The organism is Corallococcus terminator, assembly GCF_049194865.1.
Lineage (GTDB): Bacteria > Myxococcota > Myxococcia > Myxococcales > Myxococcaceae > Myxococcus > Myxococcus terminator_A.
Genome location: NZ_JBLZWL010000002.1, coordinates 428,426 through 443,074, shown reverse-complemented (window position 1 = coordinate 443,074; position 14,649 = coordinate 428,426). Strand labels below are relative to the sequence as shown.

Sequence of the window (14,649 nt, the reverse complement as noted above, 5' to 3'; positions counted from 1 at the left end):
TGTTTTCGCGGTGTTGGCGAGGGGCACGAGGGTTGCTGTATCAGGGCGCACCCCGCCGCGACGAAGCGGTCCGGGCATCCTTGGAGACGTCCCCGTGCGAACCCTCATTGGCCTCTCTCTCTGCCTCCTGCTCTCCGCGTGTGGCGGTGGTGCGCCTCCGGACGAAGTGATTGACGCCGCCAAGGCTCGAGTGGAGCGGGTCGTCGCCGCGGGGCACCTGACGCGGGGCGCGCTGGAGGTGCTCGGCTTCATGCCCGTGTACACGTGCGGCGAGCCGCGCCGCGCCTTCCTGAATGTCGCGGTGCCGGACGTGAGCACGCGGCTGGCGTGCGCCACCGCCACGCTGGAGCAGTTCGACGCGGTGACGGACGGCGTGGTGCTCTCCTTCAACGGGCCGAACTGCGAGGTTCACGGCCTGCGCCTCGAGGGCCGCGCCTTCTTCAAGTACAGCGGCGGCCAGGACCGGATGGACGTGTCCGTGGACCTGCGCCAGCTGCGCGTGGACGGCGCGGTGCTGCCCGCGGAGGTCGGCTACGGCACCTGTGGAGACCAGACGAGCGTCTGGGCGAAGGCGGCCGGCGACGTCCCGGGACGTCCGGGCCACACGCTGCGCGTGGACGCGCGGGTGGGCAAGCGCGCGGGCATGCCGCTGTTGGGCGGGTCCTCGCTGGTGCTCGACGGTGAGGGAGAGCTCACGGGCCCGGAGGGCGTGGACAAGATCACGCTCCAGGAGCTCCACTACGAGGTGGGCGAGTACCTCCCCAAGGAGGGCACGGCCATCCTGGAGACGTCGGACGGGCGCTACGTGAAGGCGGACTTCCAGCCCGGCCTGTGGCGTCTGGGCAAGGTGGAGGTGACGGTGGATGACCACTCGTCGGTGACGGTGCCCATCCTCCGGTAGCGAGGGCTTGCGCGCGCGTCGTCGCTTTCCGCTAGGGTTCCCGGCCGTGAGCGACGACGTCACGATTCCCGCATTCCGCTCCGTGCCTCGCACGGGCGTCATCTACGTCACCGCCGAGGCCACGCGCCGAGGCTATCGCTCCAGCGACCCCGACTGGTGCAACCTGGGCCAGGGGCAGCCGGAGACGGGAGACCTGCCCGGCGCTCCGGCGCGCCTGAGCACGGTGAACATCGACGTGGCCGACATGGAGTACGCCCCGGTGGCGGGGCTGTGGGACGTGCGCGAGGCCATCGCCAGTCTCTACAACCGCCTCTACCGCCGGGGCCTGCCCAGCCAGTACAGCGCGGAGAACGTGTGCTTGTCCGGCGGAGGGCGCGCGGCCCTCACTCGCGCGGCGGCGAGCCTGGGCTCCATCAACCTGGGCCACTTCCTGCCGGACTACACGGCCTACGAGGAGCTGCTGGACGTCTTCAAGGCGTTCACCGCCATCCCCATCCTCCTGGAGGGAGATCGCGGCTACGCCTTCACCCACGAGGACCTGCGTCGCGAGGTGCAGGGCCGCGGCCTGTCCGCGCTGCTCTTCTCCAACCCATGCAACCCCACCGGCAAGCTGGTGCAGGGAGACGAGCTGGCGCGGTGGGTGGGCGTGGCGCGAGAGCAGGAGTGCGTGCTGCTCATCGACGAGTTCTATTCGCACTACATCTGGACCGGCCGCCCCGGACACCTGCCGGTGGAGAGCGCCGCACGCTACGTGGAGGACGTGAACAAGGACCCCATCGTCCTCTTCGACGGCTTCACCAAGAACTGGCGCTACCCGGGCTGGCGCATGACGTGGACGGTGGGGCCCAAGCAAGTCATTGAGGCCGTCTCCAGCGCGGGCAGCTTCCTGGACGGTGGTGGCAGCCGGCCGTTGCAGCGCGCCGCCATCCCCCTGCTCCAGGAGGAGCCTGTCATCGCGGAGACGCTGGCCATCCACACGGCCTTCCGCGAGAAGCGCGACAAGTTCCACTCGCGCCTGGAGCGGCTGGGCATCCGCACGGACCGCGCGCCGGACGGGACGTTCTACGTCTGGGGAAACCTGTCAGGCCTGCCCGCGCCGCTCAACGACGGCATGGGCTTCTTCCGCGCCGCGCTGGAGCAGAAGATCATCACCGTGCCGGGCGAGTTCTTTGACGTGAATCCGGGCAAGCGCCGCGCGCGGCCGTCCCGCTTCCGCAGCTACGTGCGCCTGTCCTTCGGGCCGTCCATGGAGGTGCTGGAGAAGGCCCTGACGCGGCTGGAGGCCATGGTGTTGAAGCACAGCCGCACCTGACGTCAGGCCACGTCGGAGGCGCTCGACTCGCGCCTCCGACGTCGTGAAGCCATCCGACTTCGTCAGAGGTTCTTCTCGAAGAGACCCACGATGCGGTCCCTGCGGTCCGGGAGGTCGTTCTCGCCGCCGCTGAAGTTGTGCCGGTACGACAGCGTCTTGTCGGCGAAGCGGTAGAACTCCCGGTCCTCCGGCTCGATGCCGCTGACGAAGTACTTCTTGAAGCCGTCCTTCAGGGCCTGCTTGGAGAAGTCATCCACGGCGATGGCCTCGATGGCCAGCTCCACCGGCTGGAAGTAGATGAGGTTGAAGCTCTCTTCGAATGCATGGGCCATCCCCTCCTCGCCCAGCGTGTCCCACTCCACTTCCATCTCCAGGTGATACCCCAGGAGGTCGTCGAGCTTCTTCTGCCAGACGGGGAAGACGTTCTGCTTGTAGTTCGCGATGGCCTTGCGCTCTGCCAGTCCCATGATGGTCTGCCCCCGGATGTCGGTTAGAGATTCTTCTCGAACAACTGCACCAGGCGCTGGACCCGCTCGTGGGTGTAGTTCTCGAGGTTGCTGAAGCCGTACCGGTAGAACAGCGTCTTGTCCTGGAAGCGGTAGAAGACGTTGTCCGCGGGCTCGGCGCCGCTGATGAAGTACTTCTTGAAGCCGTCCCGCACGGCCTGCTTGGAGAAGTCATCCACGGCGATCTGCTGGATGGCCAGCACCACCGGCTCGAAGTAGATGACGTTGAAACCCTTCTCGAAGATTTCCGCCGCCCCTTCCCGCCCCAGGGTGTTCCACTCCACCTCGAACTCGACGGGCGCGCCGACCAGCTCGTTGAACCTCTGCTGCCACTTCGGGAAGACGTTCTGCTGATACAGCGCGATGGCCTTCCGCTCCGGCAAACCCATGCAAGTTCCTCGAATGTGATTCCAGTGATTGGAATTGAGAGGGGCGGCACGATTCTACTGAGAGCGCGTGTTGTCAAACACTTCAAGTCTCAAGAAACGAGACAAGCCCGTTTGAAATGACTCACCGGGGCTGAGGCGGGTCGGCGGGTTCCGGAGCCTGGAGGCCCTATGCTCGTCGGCGCCCATGAGAATCCCCGCCTCCCGGCTCGCGCTGCTCGGCGTCCTCTACTTCGTGCAGGGCCTGCCCTTCGGGTTCCAGGCCACCGCGCTGCCCGTGTATCTGCGGGAGCAGGGTGTATCGCTCACCGCGTTGGGCTTCGCCGGGGTGCTCGCGCTGCCCTGGGGGCTCAAGGCGCTCTGGGCGCCGCTGGTGGACCGATATCACTCCGCGCGTTTCGGACGTCGCAGGTCCTGGATTCTCCCCATGCAGGCGGGCCTGACGCTCACCTGCGCGGCGGCGGGGATGCTGGTCTCCGACGGGGCCTCGCTGAAAGTCCTCCTCGGGCTCATCCTGGTGATGAACCTCTTCGCCGCCACGCAGGACATCGCGGTGGATGGGCTCGCGGTGGACATGCTGAAGCCGGAGGAGCTGGGCCTGGGCAACTCCGTGCAGGTGGTGGGCTACAAGCTGGGGATGCTCACCGGCGGCGGGCTGCTGGTGTGGGCCAGCAAGTCCATTGGCTGGTCCGGGCTGTTCCTGGGCATGGCCGCGCTGTGCGCGGGCGCGCTCGTGGTGACCCTGCTCACCCGCGAGCCACCTCCCCGTGAGGACGTCAGCGGGCGCGACACCGCGTCCGTCCCGGAGTCGAGGCTGAACTGGCGGCAACTGAGGGAGCGCCTCGCCTCGGTGATGACGAAGCCGGGCACCGTCTGGGTGCTGCTCTTCATCGGCACGTACAAGTTCGGCGAGACGATGGCGGACGTGCTCTACAAGCCCTTCCTCGTCGACTCGGGCATCCCCGCCTGGCAGATAGGCCAGTGGGTGGGGACGTGGGGGAACGTGGCCTCCATCCTCGGCTCCGTCGGTGGAGGACTGCTCGCCACGAGGCTGCCCATCGTCGGGGCCTTGACGCTCACGGCCTCCCTGCGCGTGCTGCCGCTCATGGGCCGCTGGTGGCTGGCGACGCACGGAGTCAGCGACGGAGGCGTCATCGGCGTCACGCTCGCGGAGGAGCTGGTGGGCGGCGCCCTCACGACGGTGATGTTCGCGTTCATGATGTCGCGCGTGGACCGTCGCATCGGCGCTACGCACTACACGCTGCTGGCCAGCCTGGAGGTCTGGGGCAAGGCCCCCGCCGCGCCGCTCGCGGGGTGGCTCGCGGACCCGATTCACGGGCTTGGACTTGGCTATGCGCCTGTCTTCCTGCTCGGCGCCGCGCTGTCCGTGGCCTTCCTCGTCCTGCTGATTCCCATCCGGCATCAACAGATACGTCAGGGTTCAACGGCCACGGCTCTACCCTGAGCCGTTGTCCTCAATGGCAATCAAGGCGGGCAGACACGCGGGCTCCATGCGGGCTCGCGGGTCGCCCTTCTCCCCCGGACAGCAGCGGCTCTCAGCGCCGTGCACGCAGCTCGAGGCCCGCGGGCGGGAAGGTTCCCCCCAGGTGGGTCCACTCGACTCGCACCTGACGGCGGCCCTCGGGCGGGAGCTCGAGAACCGCCAGCACCCTGCCCTCTCCGCGCTGGTTGAGACGGACGTCCATCCGCTGGTCATCGACCTTCATCGCCAGGTTCAGGACGCCGGCCTGGGGGAAGAAGCGCTCGGAGGGATGGCGTCGCGGCGAGGTGAGCAGCAGCTCCACTTCGCGCGGCTCGGGTCCTTCGTTCTCCAGGGTGTAGGTCAGTTGGTAGGTGACGCCTCGGGCGCCGTCGTGGGTCCGCTCGCCTTGAGAGGACGTGGCGCGCGCGGCCGAGGTCCCCGAGGTCGGCGTCAACGTCGGCGCGTCGGGCCCGGTGCCCGCGCTCCTTCGCGGCATGGACATGACGAGGTCACCCGTGAGCGTCCCTGGTGACAGGCGCAGCGTGCGCTCACCGACGAAGACGCTGCCCGCTTCGAGCACGCCCTGGAGCGGAGGGAAGGCCGTCGGGCCCGGGGCCTCGTCTCCCATGGTGGCCAGTGGGTGCTCGCTCCGAGTGATGGCGGCGAGCTCGTCGGGGGTGAGCGGATGCGGGCTGGACACGGTGGCCAGACGGAACCTCGCGCCCACGTCCACCTGTCCCTTCGCGTCCAGGGCCGTGAAGTCCAGGAGGGCGCACAGCGTGCCCCCCTTCTCGTGACGCGCATCGACGACGACCACCGTCGCGCCGGGTTGCACGGTGAGGCGGCCCTCGAAGGCGCCTCGGGTTCCCAGGCGCACGGCGTCGAGGGACAGGTCGAGGTCCTCACGGACGAGTGGCACGGCCTCGCGCTCGGACTCGGAGCGGTCATCGAGGACGGCGTCGAGGAGGCCCGAGGCGAGCACCGCTTGAGGCCCTCGGAAGAACAGGCCCTGGGGGTCGGGTGTCTTGCCCTGCGCGGACTCCGCGTCGACCAGGTTCGTGAAGTCCACGTCGAGGGACTTCTGGTTCAACGGGTTGAAGGGCTCGCCTCGTGAGTTCCGTGGGAATTGAGGCGTGAGGTACTTGGAGTAGAGGCCGCCTCGGACCTGGAGCTGGATGGGACGACCCGTCGTGTTCCGGAGCACGACGGAGCAGTGGCCCGTGCTCACGGAGGGCTCGTCCACGCGCTGGACGGCGCGAAGGAATAGCCGGGCCTGGCCGGAGAAGGTGTAGCCACCCTCACTCTTTCCGGGCACGAGTCGCCCCATGGTGGAGCCGAGGACTCCCCAGGTTCGAATCGTCTCCGGGCTCGCGTGGACGAGCAGCGGGGCGCCGGTGAAGGAGCCCTCGATGGGCGTGAGGGCGGAGATGGGCAGCACCTCCGAGTCGAGCTCGCCCACGTCCAGCGGCGGTCGCGTGTGCGTCCGCGCTTCGACCCGAGGAGCAGGAGCTTCGGGTTCGCTGGGCGGCGGCTCCGCGAGGGTCAGCGCTTCGGCGGACTCCTCCTTGTTCACGTCGGAGCGCAGCGGGGGAACCAGCGAGAGCGAACGCAAGGGACGGACCTTCGCGCGTGCATCGGGCGAGGGACTCGCGGCCGACTTCTCTTCTTGAGGAGCCTCGACTGACTTCACGTGAGGCGGCGCTCCCTGCGCTCCCTGCGCTCCCTGCGCGCCCTCTCCGGACTTCTCTGATGACCTGGCCTCGGATGAGCTCTCGGGGGACCTCATCTGTTTTTTGCCCGCTGGTTTTGCCTGGGCTTTCGCGGCCAGCTCCTTCGCGGATTGCTTCGCCTGCATCTTCACGGCCTGCTCAGTCGCGGCCGGAGTCTCCTCAGCCTGTGCCGTTTGCTCAGTCGTGGCCTGCTTCGATTGTGCCTTCGCCGCTTGGGCATCCTCGGCCTGTTTCGACTGCGCCTTCGCCGCTTGGGCATCCTCGGCTTGCTTCGCCTGTGCCTTCACGGATTGCTCAGTCGCGGCCTGCTTTGCCTGCGCCTTCACGGATTGCTCAGTCGCAGCCTGCTTTGCCTGCGCCTTCACGCCCTGAGCATTCGCGGCCTGCTTCACTTGCGCCTTCGCCGCAGGGGACTCCTCGGCCTGCTTCGCCTGAGCCTTCGCCTCCTGCACGTTCGTGGCCTGCTTTGCCTGAGCCTTCGTCTCCAGCGCGTTCGCGGCCTGCTTCGCCTGCGCCTTCGCCGACTGCGCGGTCCCCGCTTGCTTCGCCTGCGCCTTCGGAGCCGCCGCGGGTTCTGGCTTGCGTGCGGGCTTCTTCGCGGACTCCGCGCCTTGCCCCGCCGAGGGCTTTCCCCCCGCGGACGACGCACGGGTCGTCGGAGGGGCGGGTTTCGAGGACGAGCGTCGGGGAGGCGGCTTCGGGGGCGGCATGGTGGAGATCCTCACAGAGAACGCGGCCGGAGTCGCCTCGACTCGAACCTCCGGCCCCCAGGAAGCCCTCCCGGTGCCCTGGAAGGCCGGCTTGAATCCCCACGCCAGCGGGTCTCCCCCACCCCGGCGCCCTCATTCCCCAGGGCGCCGAGCCGCCTCACCTCACGCGCGCGCCCACTTCCGCCACGCCACACCCGTGAGCGCGAGCACCCCGACGGTGGGCACCGCCCACGGCGCCACCCTCGCGAGCCGGTGCTCCCAGACGTCCACGCGGTCCGCCAGGAGCAAGAGCATCCAGTGGCGCGCCTTGTGGTCCGGGTACCCGTAGGCCACCTTGCGCAGCAACCCGCTCAGCCCATGCGGCGGCTGCGCGGTGCCGAACACCGGGGGGAACCCGGCACGCCCCTTGTGCTTGAACACGCGCACATCCGAGTGCTGCGAACGGATGGGCACGCGCGCCCCCGCCATCGGTTGAGGCGCTCTCTCCATCGGCACGCCCGGGCGGCTGGAGGGCTCCAGGTCCACCGCTGCGCCAGGAATCGGTCTATCCGGCATGGCTCGGCTCCTTGTGGTCACGCATGCCCAGGGGTGAGGACGCACTTGACGCAGCCGTCCTGCTTCTGGGCGAACAGGTGGTACGCCTTGGGTGCCTCTTCCAACGAGAAGCGGTGGGTGATGATGCCCTTCGCGTCGATGAGCCCCTCGCGGATGTGCTGGAGCAGATGCGGCATGTAGCGACGCACGTTGCACTGGTTCATCCGCAGCGTGAGGCCCTTGTTCATCGCCGTGCCAATCGGCATCAGGTTCCACGGCGGGCCATACACCCCGACGATGGAGACATTGCCGCCCTTGCGCACGACATCGATGCACCAGGTCAGCACCGTGGGCGCGCCGGCTTCGAGCTTCAACCCCAGGCCCAGCACTCGCTGGCCCAACGAGCCCTCTGCCTCCATGCCCACCGCGTCGATGCACACGTCCGGCCCGCGGCCGTCGAACAGGTCCTTCAGGTAGAGGACGATGTCGTCCACCTCCCGGAAGTTCACCGTCTCCACCTTCGCGTACCGCTCCGCGAAGTCGAGCCGGTATTGCACGCAGTCCACCGCGATGACCCGCCCCGCGCCCATCAACCACGCGGACCTCATCGCGAACAACCCCACCGGGCCGGCGCCGAACACCACCACCGTCTCGCCGCCCTTGATTTCACCCATCTCCGCGCCCATGTAGCCCGTGGGCAGGATGTCTCCGAGGAACAGCGCCTCCTCGTCCTCCATGCCCTCGGGAATCTTCAGCGGCCCCACGTCCGCGAAGGGCACGCGCACGTACTCCGCCTGGCCCCCGTCGTAGCCGCCCGTCGTATGCGAATAGCCATACACGCCACACGCCACGTCGCTCGACGGGTTGCTGTTCTCACACGACGCCGTCAGCCCTCGCTGACAGTAGAAGCACGTGCCACAGGAGATGTTGAAGGGCACCACCACGCGGTCACCCTTGTGCAACTGGGCCACCTCGCTGCCGAGCTCCTCCACCACGCCGGTGAACTCGTGACCGAACGTGTGGCCCACGCGGGTATCCGGCACCAGCCCGTGCAACAGGTGCAGGTCCGAGCCACAGATGGCCGTCCGGGTCACCTTGAGGATGACGTCCTGCGGGTGCTCCAACCGAGGGTCTGGCTTGTTCTCCACTCGGACCTTGAAGGGTCCCTGGTACGTCAATGCTCGCATGTAAGGGCCTCTTTCCCGTTCACATACGGGTGAGGACGCCGCCGCCTCACGGCAAGGCGCATCAAAAGCAGGCCCCTGCTCGCCCTCTCTCCTGGAGGGAGCGAACCGCCGCTCAGTCGGCCACGGGCTCCACCGGGAGCTCCGTGGCCCGCCACAGATACCAGCTCACCACCGTGCGCCAGGGGCGCCAGCGCTCGCCATGTTCCAGGAGCGCCTTGGGGCGCGGCATCTCTGGCAGCCCATACGTGAGCATGAAGCCCTTGCGCACGCCGAAGTCGTCCACCGGCAGCACGTCCGGTCGACCGAGCCGGGAGATGAGCAGCATCTCCACGGTCCACTGGCCAATGCCTCGCACCTGCGTGAAGTGGTCGATGAGCGTCGCGTCGTCCATGCGCCGCACACGGGCCAGCGGAGGCACGGTGCCGTCCAGTGACTTGCGCGCCAGGTCCTGGAGCGCGGCCAGCTTGTTGGCGGAGAGGCCCGCCTCGCGCAGCACCGTCTCCTCCGTGGAGAGCAGCGCCTGGGGCGTGAAGCGCCGCCCCTTCCCCACGCGCTCGCTGACGCGCGCGAAGATGGCGGCGGCGGCCCGGCCGTGGAGCTGCTGGTAGACGATGGACTCCGCCAGCGCGGCGAAGGGACTGTGCAGGGGACTCAACTGGAGGCGGAACGGGCCCACGCGCTTCATCAGCGAGCCCAGCTTCGGGTCCGCGCGCGCCAGGGCACGGCGGACCTCGGGAGTGAAGGCTTCGGGCAGGCGCGGGGCGGAGGGAGCGGTACGCGGCATGGGAGGGGGGACATGCTGCCCCTCCCACCGCCCCGCGCAACCCGTTTCTTGTCACGACGGGCCGCGACTCAAAGTGGCGCGGCCTCGTCCGTCTCGGAGGGCACCTGACGCCGAGGCTCGCCCTCCATCAACTCGTCGAACTCCTCCTCCATCTGGAGGCCCAGGTCCTCGAGCTGCTCCTGGGTGACGAGCTTGCGGACCTTCTTGAAGAGGTCACCCTCTTCCTCCTCCACGTGGTGCTCAATCTGCTCCTGGAGCACCTTCATCTTCGCGTCGAACTCCTCGTCGTCCGGCTCCATCGTCATCAGGTCGGCGATGATGCGCTTGGCGGACAGGTGCTCCTCGAGGGCCTCGCGCAGCAGGTCCTCGGTGTCGTTGGCCTTGGCCGCCGGATAGAAGTACTGCTCCTCGATGGTGGTGTGCGCGCCGAGCCGGTCGGCGATCATCTCGAACAGCTCCTTGCGCTTCGCATCGGCATGGTCCGGGAGCTTGCCGTACTGCGTGAACAGCTTCTTCACCTCGGCGTGCTGCTGCTTCAGGAGTTCCAACGCGTTCATGGTTCGTATCTCCGTGTCCAACGGGGTTCCTGCATCCAGACAAGAAGTTGAAGCGAGGCTCAGCGGGGCAGCTTGCGGGAAGGCAGGTCCTTCACCGCGGGCCCGTTGAGCACCTTGCCGGTGGGGCTGAAGCGCCCGCCATGACAGGGGCAGTCCCACGAGCGCTCCGCGCCGTTCCAGTGAACGTGGCAGCCCAGGTGCGTACACACCGGCGACACCGCGTGCGAGGTTCCATCCGCCTCGCGGTAGACGGCCACCTTCTGCCCATCCACCTCGAGAATCTTCGCCTCGCCGGGCGCCACTTCGGACAGGTGCCTGCCTTCGGGTTTCGCCAGCCGGTCCGCGATGAAGCGGAAGGCCGTCTCCGCGTTCTCCTGGATGAAGTCCTTCGCGCCCGCCAGCGGCTTGACGCGCGTGGCGTCGTATAGCGCGGCGTGGGGATTCTGTCGTCCGAGGATGAGGTCGCTGATGAGCATCCCCGCCAGCGTGCCGAACGTCATGCCCGTCCCGGAGAAGCCCGTGGCCACGTACACATTGCGGCTGGCGGCGTTGCGGCCGATGTACGGCAGCCCGTCCGCCGACTCGATGACCTGACCGGACCAGCGATAGGTGAGCTGGGTCACCGGGAAGTGCTTGAGCGCGTAGGCCTCCAGCGACGCGTAGCGTTGCCCCGTGTCCTCCTCCGCGCCGACCTTGTGGTCCTCGCCACCGACGATGACGTACGCGCGACCGTCGACCGACTGGGTGCGGATGTAGTGATAGGGCTCCCGCGAGTCGTAGTACTGCGCCGGCTCCAGCGGGCCGTCGAGCGGCCCCGCCACCGCGTAGCTCCGGTACGCGGCCAGCTTCGTCTGCAGCAGCACCCGGTTGAGCGGCGAATGGGTGGCCTCCACCACGGCCCCCGCGGTGATGGTGCCCCGGTCCGTGACGACGCGACAGGGCGCGCCATCGTGGACCTCCTTCACCCGCGTGGTCTCGAACAGGAAGCAGCCCTCGCCGATGAGCTGGTCCACCAACCCGAGCAGGTACTTGCGCGGATGGAACAACGCCTGGTCCTCCACGCGCAGCGCGCCCTTCACCGTGAAGGGCAGCGGCACCGCGTGGGTGAGGGAGACATGAAGGCCCGCGTCACGCGCGGCGGAGAACTCCTGCTCCAGCGCATGCCATTCGTGCACGGTCTCCGCGTAGCGGAACGCGGGGACGCGCTGGAAGTCGCAGTCCAGCGACAGCTCCTCGACGAGCGTGGCCACCTGCTCCAGCGCGGCGCGGCTGGAGGACGCCGCCATCCGGGCACCCTTCTCCCCGAAGTCGCGGCGCAGCGTGGCGTAGGGCGTGTCGAGCAACTCCGTGAGATGGGCGGTGGTCTGCCCCGTCTGTCCCGACAGGATGCGGTTCATCTCCACCACCGCGACCTGCTTGCCCGCGCGCTTCAACAGCCATGCGGTCGTCAGCCCGGTGATGCCTCCGCCAATGACGACGACGTCCACGGTCAGGTCACCCGCCAGCGCGGGGAAGTCGCGCGGGGGGGCCGTCATGGTCCAGAGCGACCGATGCGTCCGCGTTTCATGCATGTCCTCAACCTAGGAATGCGCCGGAGGTGCGATAACCCGACCTGGTGAAGCGCGGCGCCTGCCCGCCTGCTCGGCTTGAAGGCCCCTCGGGATGTGCACGAGCGGACAGAGCCGGGGGCCGGGTGTTGGCAAGTCACGCGGTCGAGGAAGCGGTCCTGGGGTGGCCAGACGTGTCGCGCTACAAATGAGCTGGGTCGGCCCCCCGAACCCTGCCGAAAGACCAGGGAGCACCAAAGGATGCCCGTGGAAAGAATGGCTGGGAGCACCAGCCTCGTGGATGTCATGGACCGGGTCCTGGACCGCGGCCTGCGCTGGGACGACGTCATCCACGCGGACCGCCCCCCTCCCGCTGCTCCCCAGCCCGCCGCCCGCGTCGTGGTGACCTTCCTGGAGGTCCACGCCGACGACGCCCGCCCCTCTGGCGACACACCTCGTCCCTCTCCTGGAGCCTGACGCATTGGCCTCTCCCGTCCCTCTCACCCCGGACCCCATCTCCTCCGCAGATGCCCGCCTCGCCCTGGCCGAGCAGCTGCTCGCCTGCGACACCGCGAGAGCGTGCGCGGAGGCCGTGGTGGCGTGGTTGCCCCGTCACGCCCAGGCCGCCGCCTCGGCCTGTCTGGCGCGCGAGGAGCCCGGAGGGAGGATGGGCTGTCTTGCCTCGAAGGGACTGTCCGAGGCACAGCACGCCGCGCTGAGGGCCTGGTCCGATGCCGACCTGTCCCACCCGCTGGCGGACGTGCTGGCCCAGGCCACGCCGCGCTTCTTCCCGAGCGCACGCGCCCCCCTGCCGTCACCGGGGCCGGGAGGCCTGCTCGCGGTGCCGCTCGGACGGCTCGGCTCGCCGCCCGTGGGCCTGCTCCTCGTCTGGGCCAGCAATTCCACGCCGCCACCCGAGGTGACGTGGGTGGCCGGAAACGTGGGCCCCTTCCTCGCGCGGCAGGCCACGTCGGGGCCGCTGGGCACGAGCGGCAGCGGCCTGTTCCGCCGCATCATCGACGCGGTGACGGACCCGGTGCTGCTGACGGACCTGGAGGGCCGACCTCGGCTGGCCAACGCGCGCGCGGAGGCCTTGCTGGTGGCCCACCCCGACGCGAGCCACGGCCGCCGCCGCGCCGTGCACCTCAACCAGCGCGTGCTCTCCGCCGCCGTGGCCAGCACCGCCAGCGGCGGCGCCCCCGGACTGAGCTGGCGCGAGGTGCCGCTGGTGGACCCGGTGGAGGGACTGGACCTGCTCTTCGAGCTGGTCAGCACGCGGGTGTACGAGCCGGACGGCCGCGAGGCCATGGTGAGCGTGCTGCGCAACGTGACGGACCTGGGCCGGGCGACCCAGGCGCTGGGAGAGAGCTACCGCCGCCTGCGCGCCACCGAGCGAGAGGCCCGCAGCGAGCGCCACCGGTTGGACCGCGTGCTGGACTCCGTGGCGGACCCCATCATCCTGTCGGACCCGTCCGGCGGCACGGTGATGATGAACGAGCCCGCGGAGAAGCTCCTCACTCCGCCCGTGGACGGAGGCCGCGCCGCGCAGCGCCGCGTGCGCTCCAACCACGCCACGTTCGCCTCGTTCCTCGCCAACCTGCTGGATGGCGGCAGCAACCTGCGCTGGCGCGGCCAGCTCAGCCTGGTGGACCCGGCCAGCGGCGACACGCTGCCGGTGGAGGCGGTGGCCAGCAAGGTGCTGGGCGACAGCGGCGAGCTGACGGGCATCGTCACCCTCTTCCGCGACAGGGGCGAGGCGCTGGCGAAGGCGCGGCTCCTGGAGCGGCTCAAGGAGGTCTCCACGCTGCTGGAGGCGCGCGTGCAGGTGGCCACCGCGGAGCTGGCGGAGCAGAACGAGAAGCTGCGGCGGCAGGCCATCCAGTTGGAGCAGGCGAGCGCGGCCAAGTCGCAGTTCCTGGCCAACATGTCCCACGAGTTCCGCACGCCGCTCAACGCCATCCTCGGCTACACCAACATGCTGTTGCAGGGCGTGTCGGGTGAGCTGACGCCGCCGCAGAAGCGCAACCTGTCGCGCATCGACTCCAACGGGCGGCACCTGCTGGAGGTCATCAACGAAATCCTGGACATCACCCGCATCGAAGCGGGGCGGATGCCGTTGCACCTGTCGGACTTCGGAATCCCGGACCTGCTCCAGGAGGTCATGGCGGAGATGGACCCCATCATCGCGCGCAGCAAGCTGACGGTGAGCACGCTCCTGGGCGCGAAGCTTCCACCGGTGCACAGCGACCGACAGAAGGTGAAGCAGGTCGTCCTCAACCTGCTGTCGAATGCCCTGAAGTTCACGCACGAGGGCGGCGTGAAGGTGCTGGCGGAGTACGTTCCGTCGACCTCCATGCTCACCATCTCCGTGGAGGACTCCGGGATTGGCATCGACCCGGCCGACCAGGAGAAGATTTTCGAGGACTTCCAGCAGGTGGACAGCTCACCCACTCGGGCCTATGGCGGCACCGGGTTGGGATTGTCCATCTGCCGCCGTCTGGCCGACATGCTGGGGGGACGCGTCTCCCTCCAGAGCACCCCAGGGCAGGGGTCGACCTTCACGCTGCACTTTCCAAGACGCCCGAGGCGGACATGACGAATCCCTCCCCGAACCTCAAGCCGCTCGTGCTCGTCGTGGACGACTACGACGACGCGCGGGAGATGTACGCGGAGTACCTGGAGTTCTCCGGGTTCCGCGTGGCGCAGGCGAGGAACGGACAGGAGGCACTGGACCAGGCATTCGCGCTCACGCCGGACATCATCTTGATGGACCTGTCGTTGCCCATCATCGACGGCTGGGAGGCGACGCGGCGGTTGAAGAACGATGACCGCACGCGCGCCATCCCCGTCGTCGCGCTCACCGGCCACGCGATGACGGGCCAGTCGGATGAGGCGAGGGGCGCGGGCTGCGACTCCTTCGTCACCAAGCCGTGCCTCCCCGACGAGCTGGTGGCGGAGGTCCGGCACATCCTCGCGCAGCGCGGAGTCGCTGTATCCCACTGAGACGTGCCC

At 68.8% G+C, this 14,649-nt stretch carries 14 protein-coding genes; 6 read left to right on the top strand and 8 right to left on the bottom strand.

The features are described from left to right. The first annotated feature begins 94 nt into the window (after positions 1-94). Together ACN469_RS03975 and ACN469_RS03970 are read left to right on the top strand one after the other, a co-directional pair. Entirely contained in the window at positions 95-901 is an 807-nt protein-coding gene (locus ACN469_RS03975) for a hypothetical protein (protein ID WP_498764242.1), read from the top strand. 46 nt (positions 902-947) lie between these two features. Next, positions 948-2,213, top strand: coding sequence for a pyridoxal phosphate-dependent aminotransferase (locus ACN469_RS03970; RefSeq protein WP_498764240.1), 1,266 nt, complete (start codon positions 948-950; stop codon positions 2,211-2,213). Between the two features lie 62 nt (positions 2,214-2,275). Here ACN469_RS03970 and ACN469_RS03965 read toward each other — a convergent pair whose 3' ends face one another. Next, positions 2,276-2,680 (bottom strand): hypothetical protein, encoded by a 405-nt coding sequence (locus tag ACN469_RS03965; protein ID WP_498764238.1) that lies wholly within the window; start codon positions 2,678-2,680, stop codon positions 2,276-2,278. Positions 2,681-2,703: 23 nt separating this feature from the next. Continuing rightward, positions 2,704-3,108: a hypothetical protein gene (locus ACN469_RS03960; protein ID WP_498764237.1), complete on the bottom strand. Its 405-nt coding sequence runs from the start codon at positions 3,106-3,108 to the stop codon at positions 2,704-2,706. Between the two features lie 184 nt (positions 3,109-3,292). On the opposite strand from ACN469_RS03960, the gene ACN469_RS03955 reads away from it, so the two are divergent. After that, positions 3,293-4,570 carry an MFS transporter gene (locus ACN469_RS03955; protein ID WP_498764235.1) on the top strand — a complete coding sequence of 426 codons (1,278 nt, stop codon included), beginning with the start codon at positions 3,293-3,295 and terminating at the stop codon, positions 4,568-4,570. 91 nt (positions 4,571-4,661) lie between these two features. On the opposite strand, the gene ACN469_RS03950 is transcribed toward ACN469_RS03955, so the two are convergent. The 6 genes from ACN469_RS03950 to ACN469_RS03925 all read right to left on the bottom strand — a co-directional run bounded on the left by ACN469_RS03950 (position 4,662) and on the right by ACN469_RS03925 (position 11,625). Next, entirely contained in the window at positions 4,662-7,028 is a 2,367-nt protein-coding gene (locus ACN469_RS03950; protein WP_498764233.1) for a hypothetical protein, read from the bottom strand. Between the two features lie 162 nt (positions 7,029-7,190). Further along, positions 7,191-7,583: a hypothetical protein gene (locus ACN469_RS03945; RefSeq protein WP_498764231.1), complete on the bottom strand. Its 393-nt coding sequence runs from the start codon at positions 7,581-7,583 to the stop codon at positions 7,191-7,193. A gap of 17 nt (positions 7,584-7,600) precedes the next feature. Next, the gene (locus ACN469_RS03940) at positions 7,601-8,749 is read right to left on the bottom strand and encodes a zinc-dependent alcohol dehydrogenase (RefSeq protein ID WP_498764229.1); all 1,149 of its coding nucleotides are present in this window, start codon (positions 8,747-8,749) and stop codon (positions 7,601-7,603) included. Between the two features lie 112 nt (positions 8,750-8,861). Beyond that, complete coding sequence (locus tag ACN469_RS03935) at positions 8,862-9,533, bottom strand: DNA-3-methyladenine glycosylase family protein (RefSeq protein WP_498764227.1); 672 nt, start codon at positions 9,531-9,533, stop codon at positions 8,862-8,864. A 68-nt stretch (positions 9,534-9,601) separates the two neighbouring features. Continuing rightward, a complete protein-coding gene (locus ACN469_RS03930; protein WP_498764225.1) occupies positions 9,602-10,090 on the bottom strand; it encodes a hemerythrin domain-containing protein in 489 nt (162 codons plus the stop codon). Between the two features lie 59 nt (positions 10,091-10,149). Beyond that, positions 10,150-11,625, bottom strand: coding sequence for an FAD-dependent oxidoreductase (locus ACN469_RS03925; RefSeq protein ID WP_498764223.1), 1,476 nt, complete (start codon positions 11,623-11,625; stop codon positions 10,150-10,152). A 273-nt stretch (positions 11,626-11,898) separates the two neighbouring features. Here ACN469_RS03925 and ACN469_RS03920 point away from each other — a divergent pair, with 273 nt between their 5' ends. Genes ACN469_RS03920 through ACN469_RS03910 form a run of 3 tightly spaced genes read left to right on the top strand, consistent with a single transcriptional unit; the run spans position 11,899 to position 14,640 of the window. Further along, complete coding sequence (locus ACN469_RS03920; RefSeq protein WP_498764221.1) at positions 11,899-12,114, top strand: hypothetical protein; 216 nt, start codon at positions 11,899-11,901, stop codon at positions 12,112-12,114. A gap of 4 nt (positions 12,115-12,118) precedes the next feature. Then, complete coding sequence (locus ACN469_RS03915) at positions 12,119-14,233, top strand: PAS domain-containing sensor histidine kinase (RefSeq protein ID WP_498764219.1); 2,115 nt, start codon at positions 12,119-12,121, stop codon at positions 14,231-14,233. Further along, on the top strand, positions 14,230-14,640 hold the full coding sequence (locus tag ACN469_RS03910) for a response regulator (protein ID WP_498764217.1): 411 nt from the start codon (positions 14,230-14,232) through the stop codon (positions 14,638-14,640). The genes ACN469_RS03915 and ACN469_RS03910 overlap by 4 nt, the downstream gene beginning before the upstream one ends. Positions 14,641-14,649 lie beyond the last annotated feature (9 nt).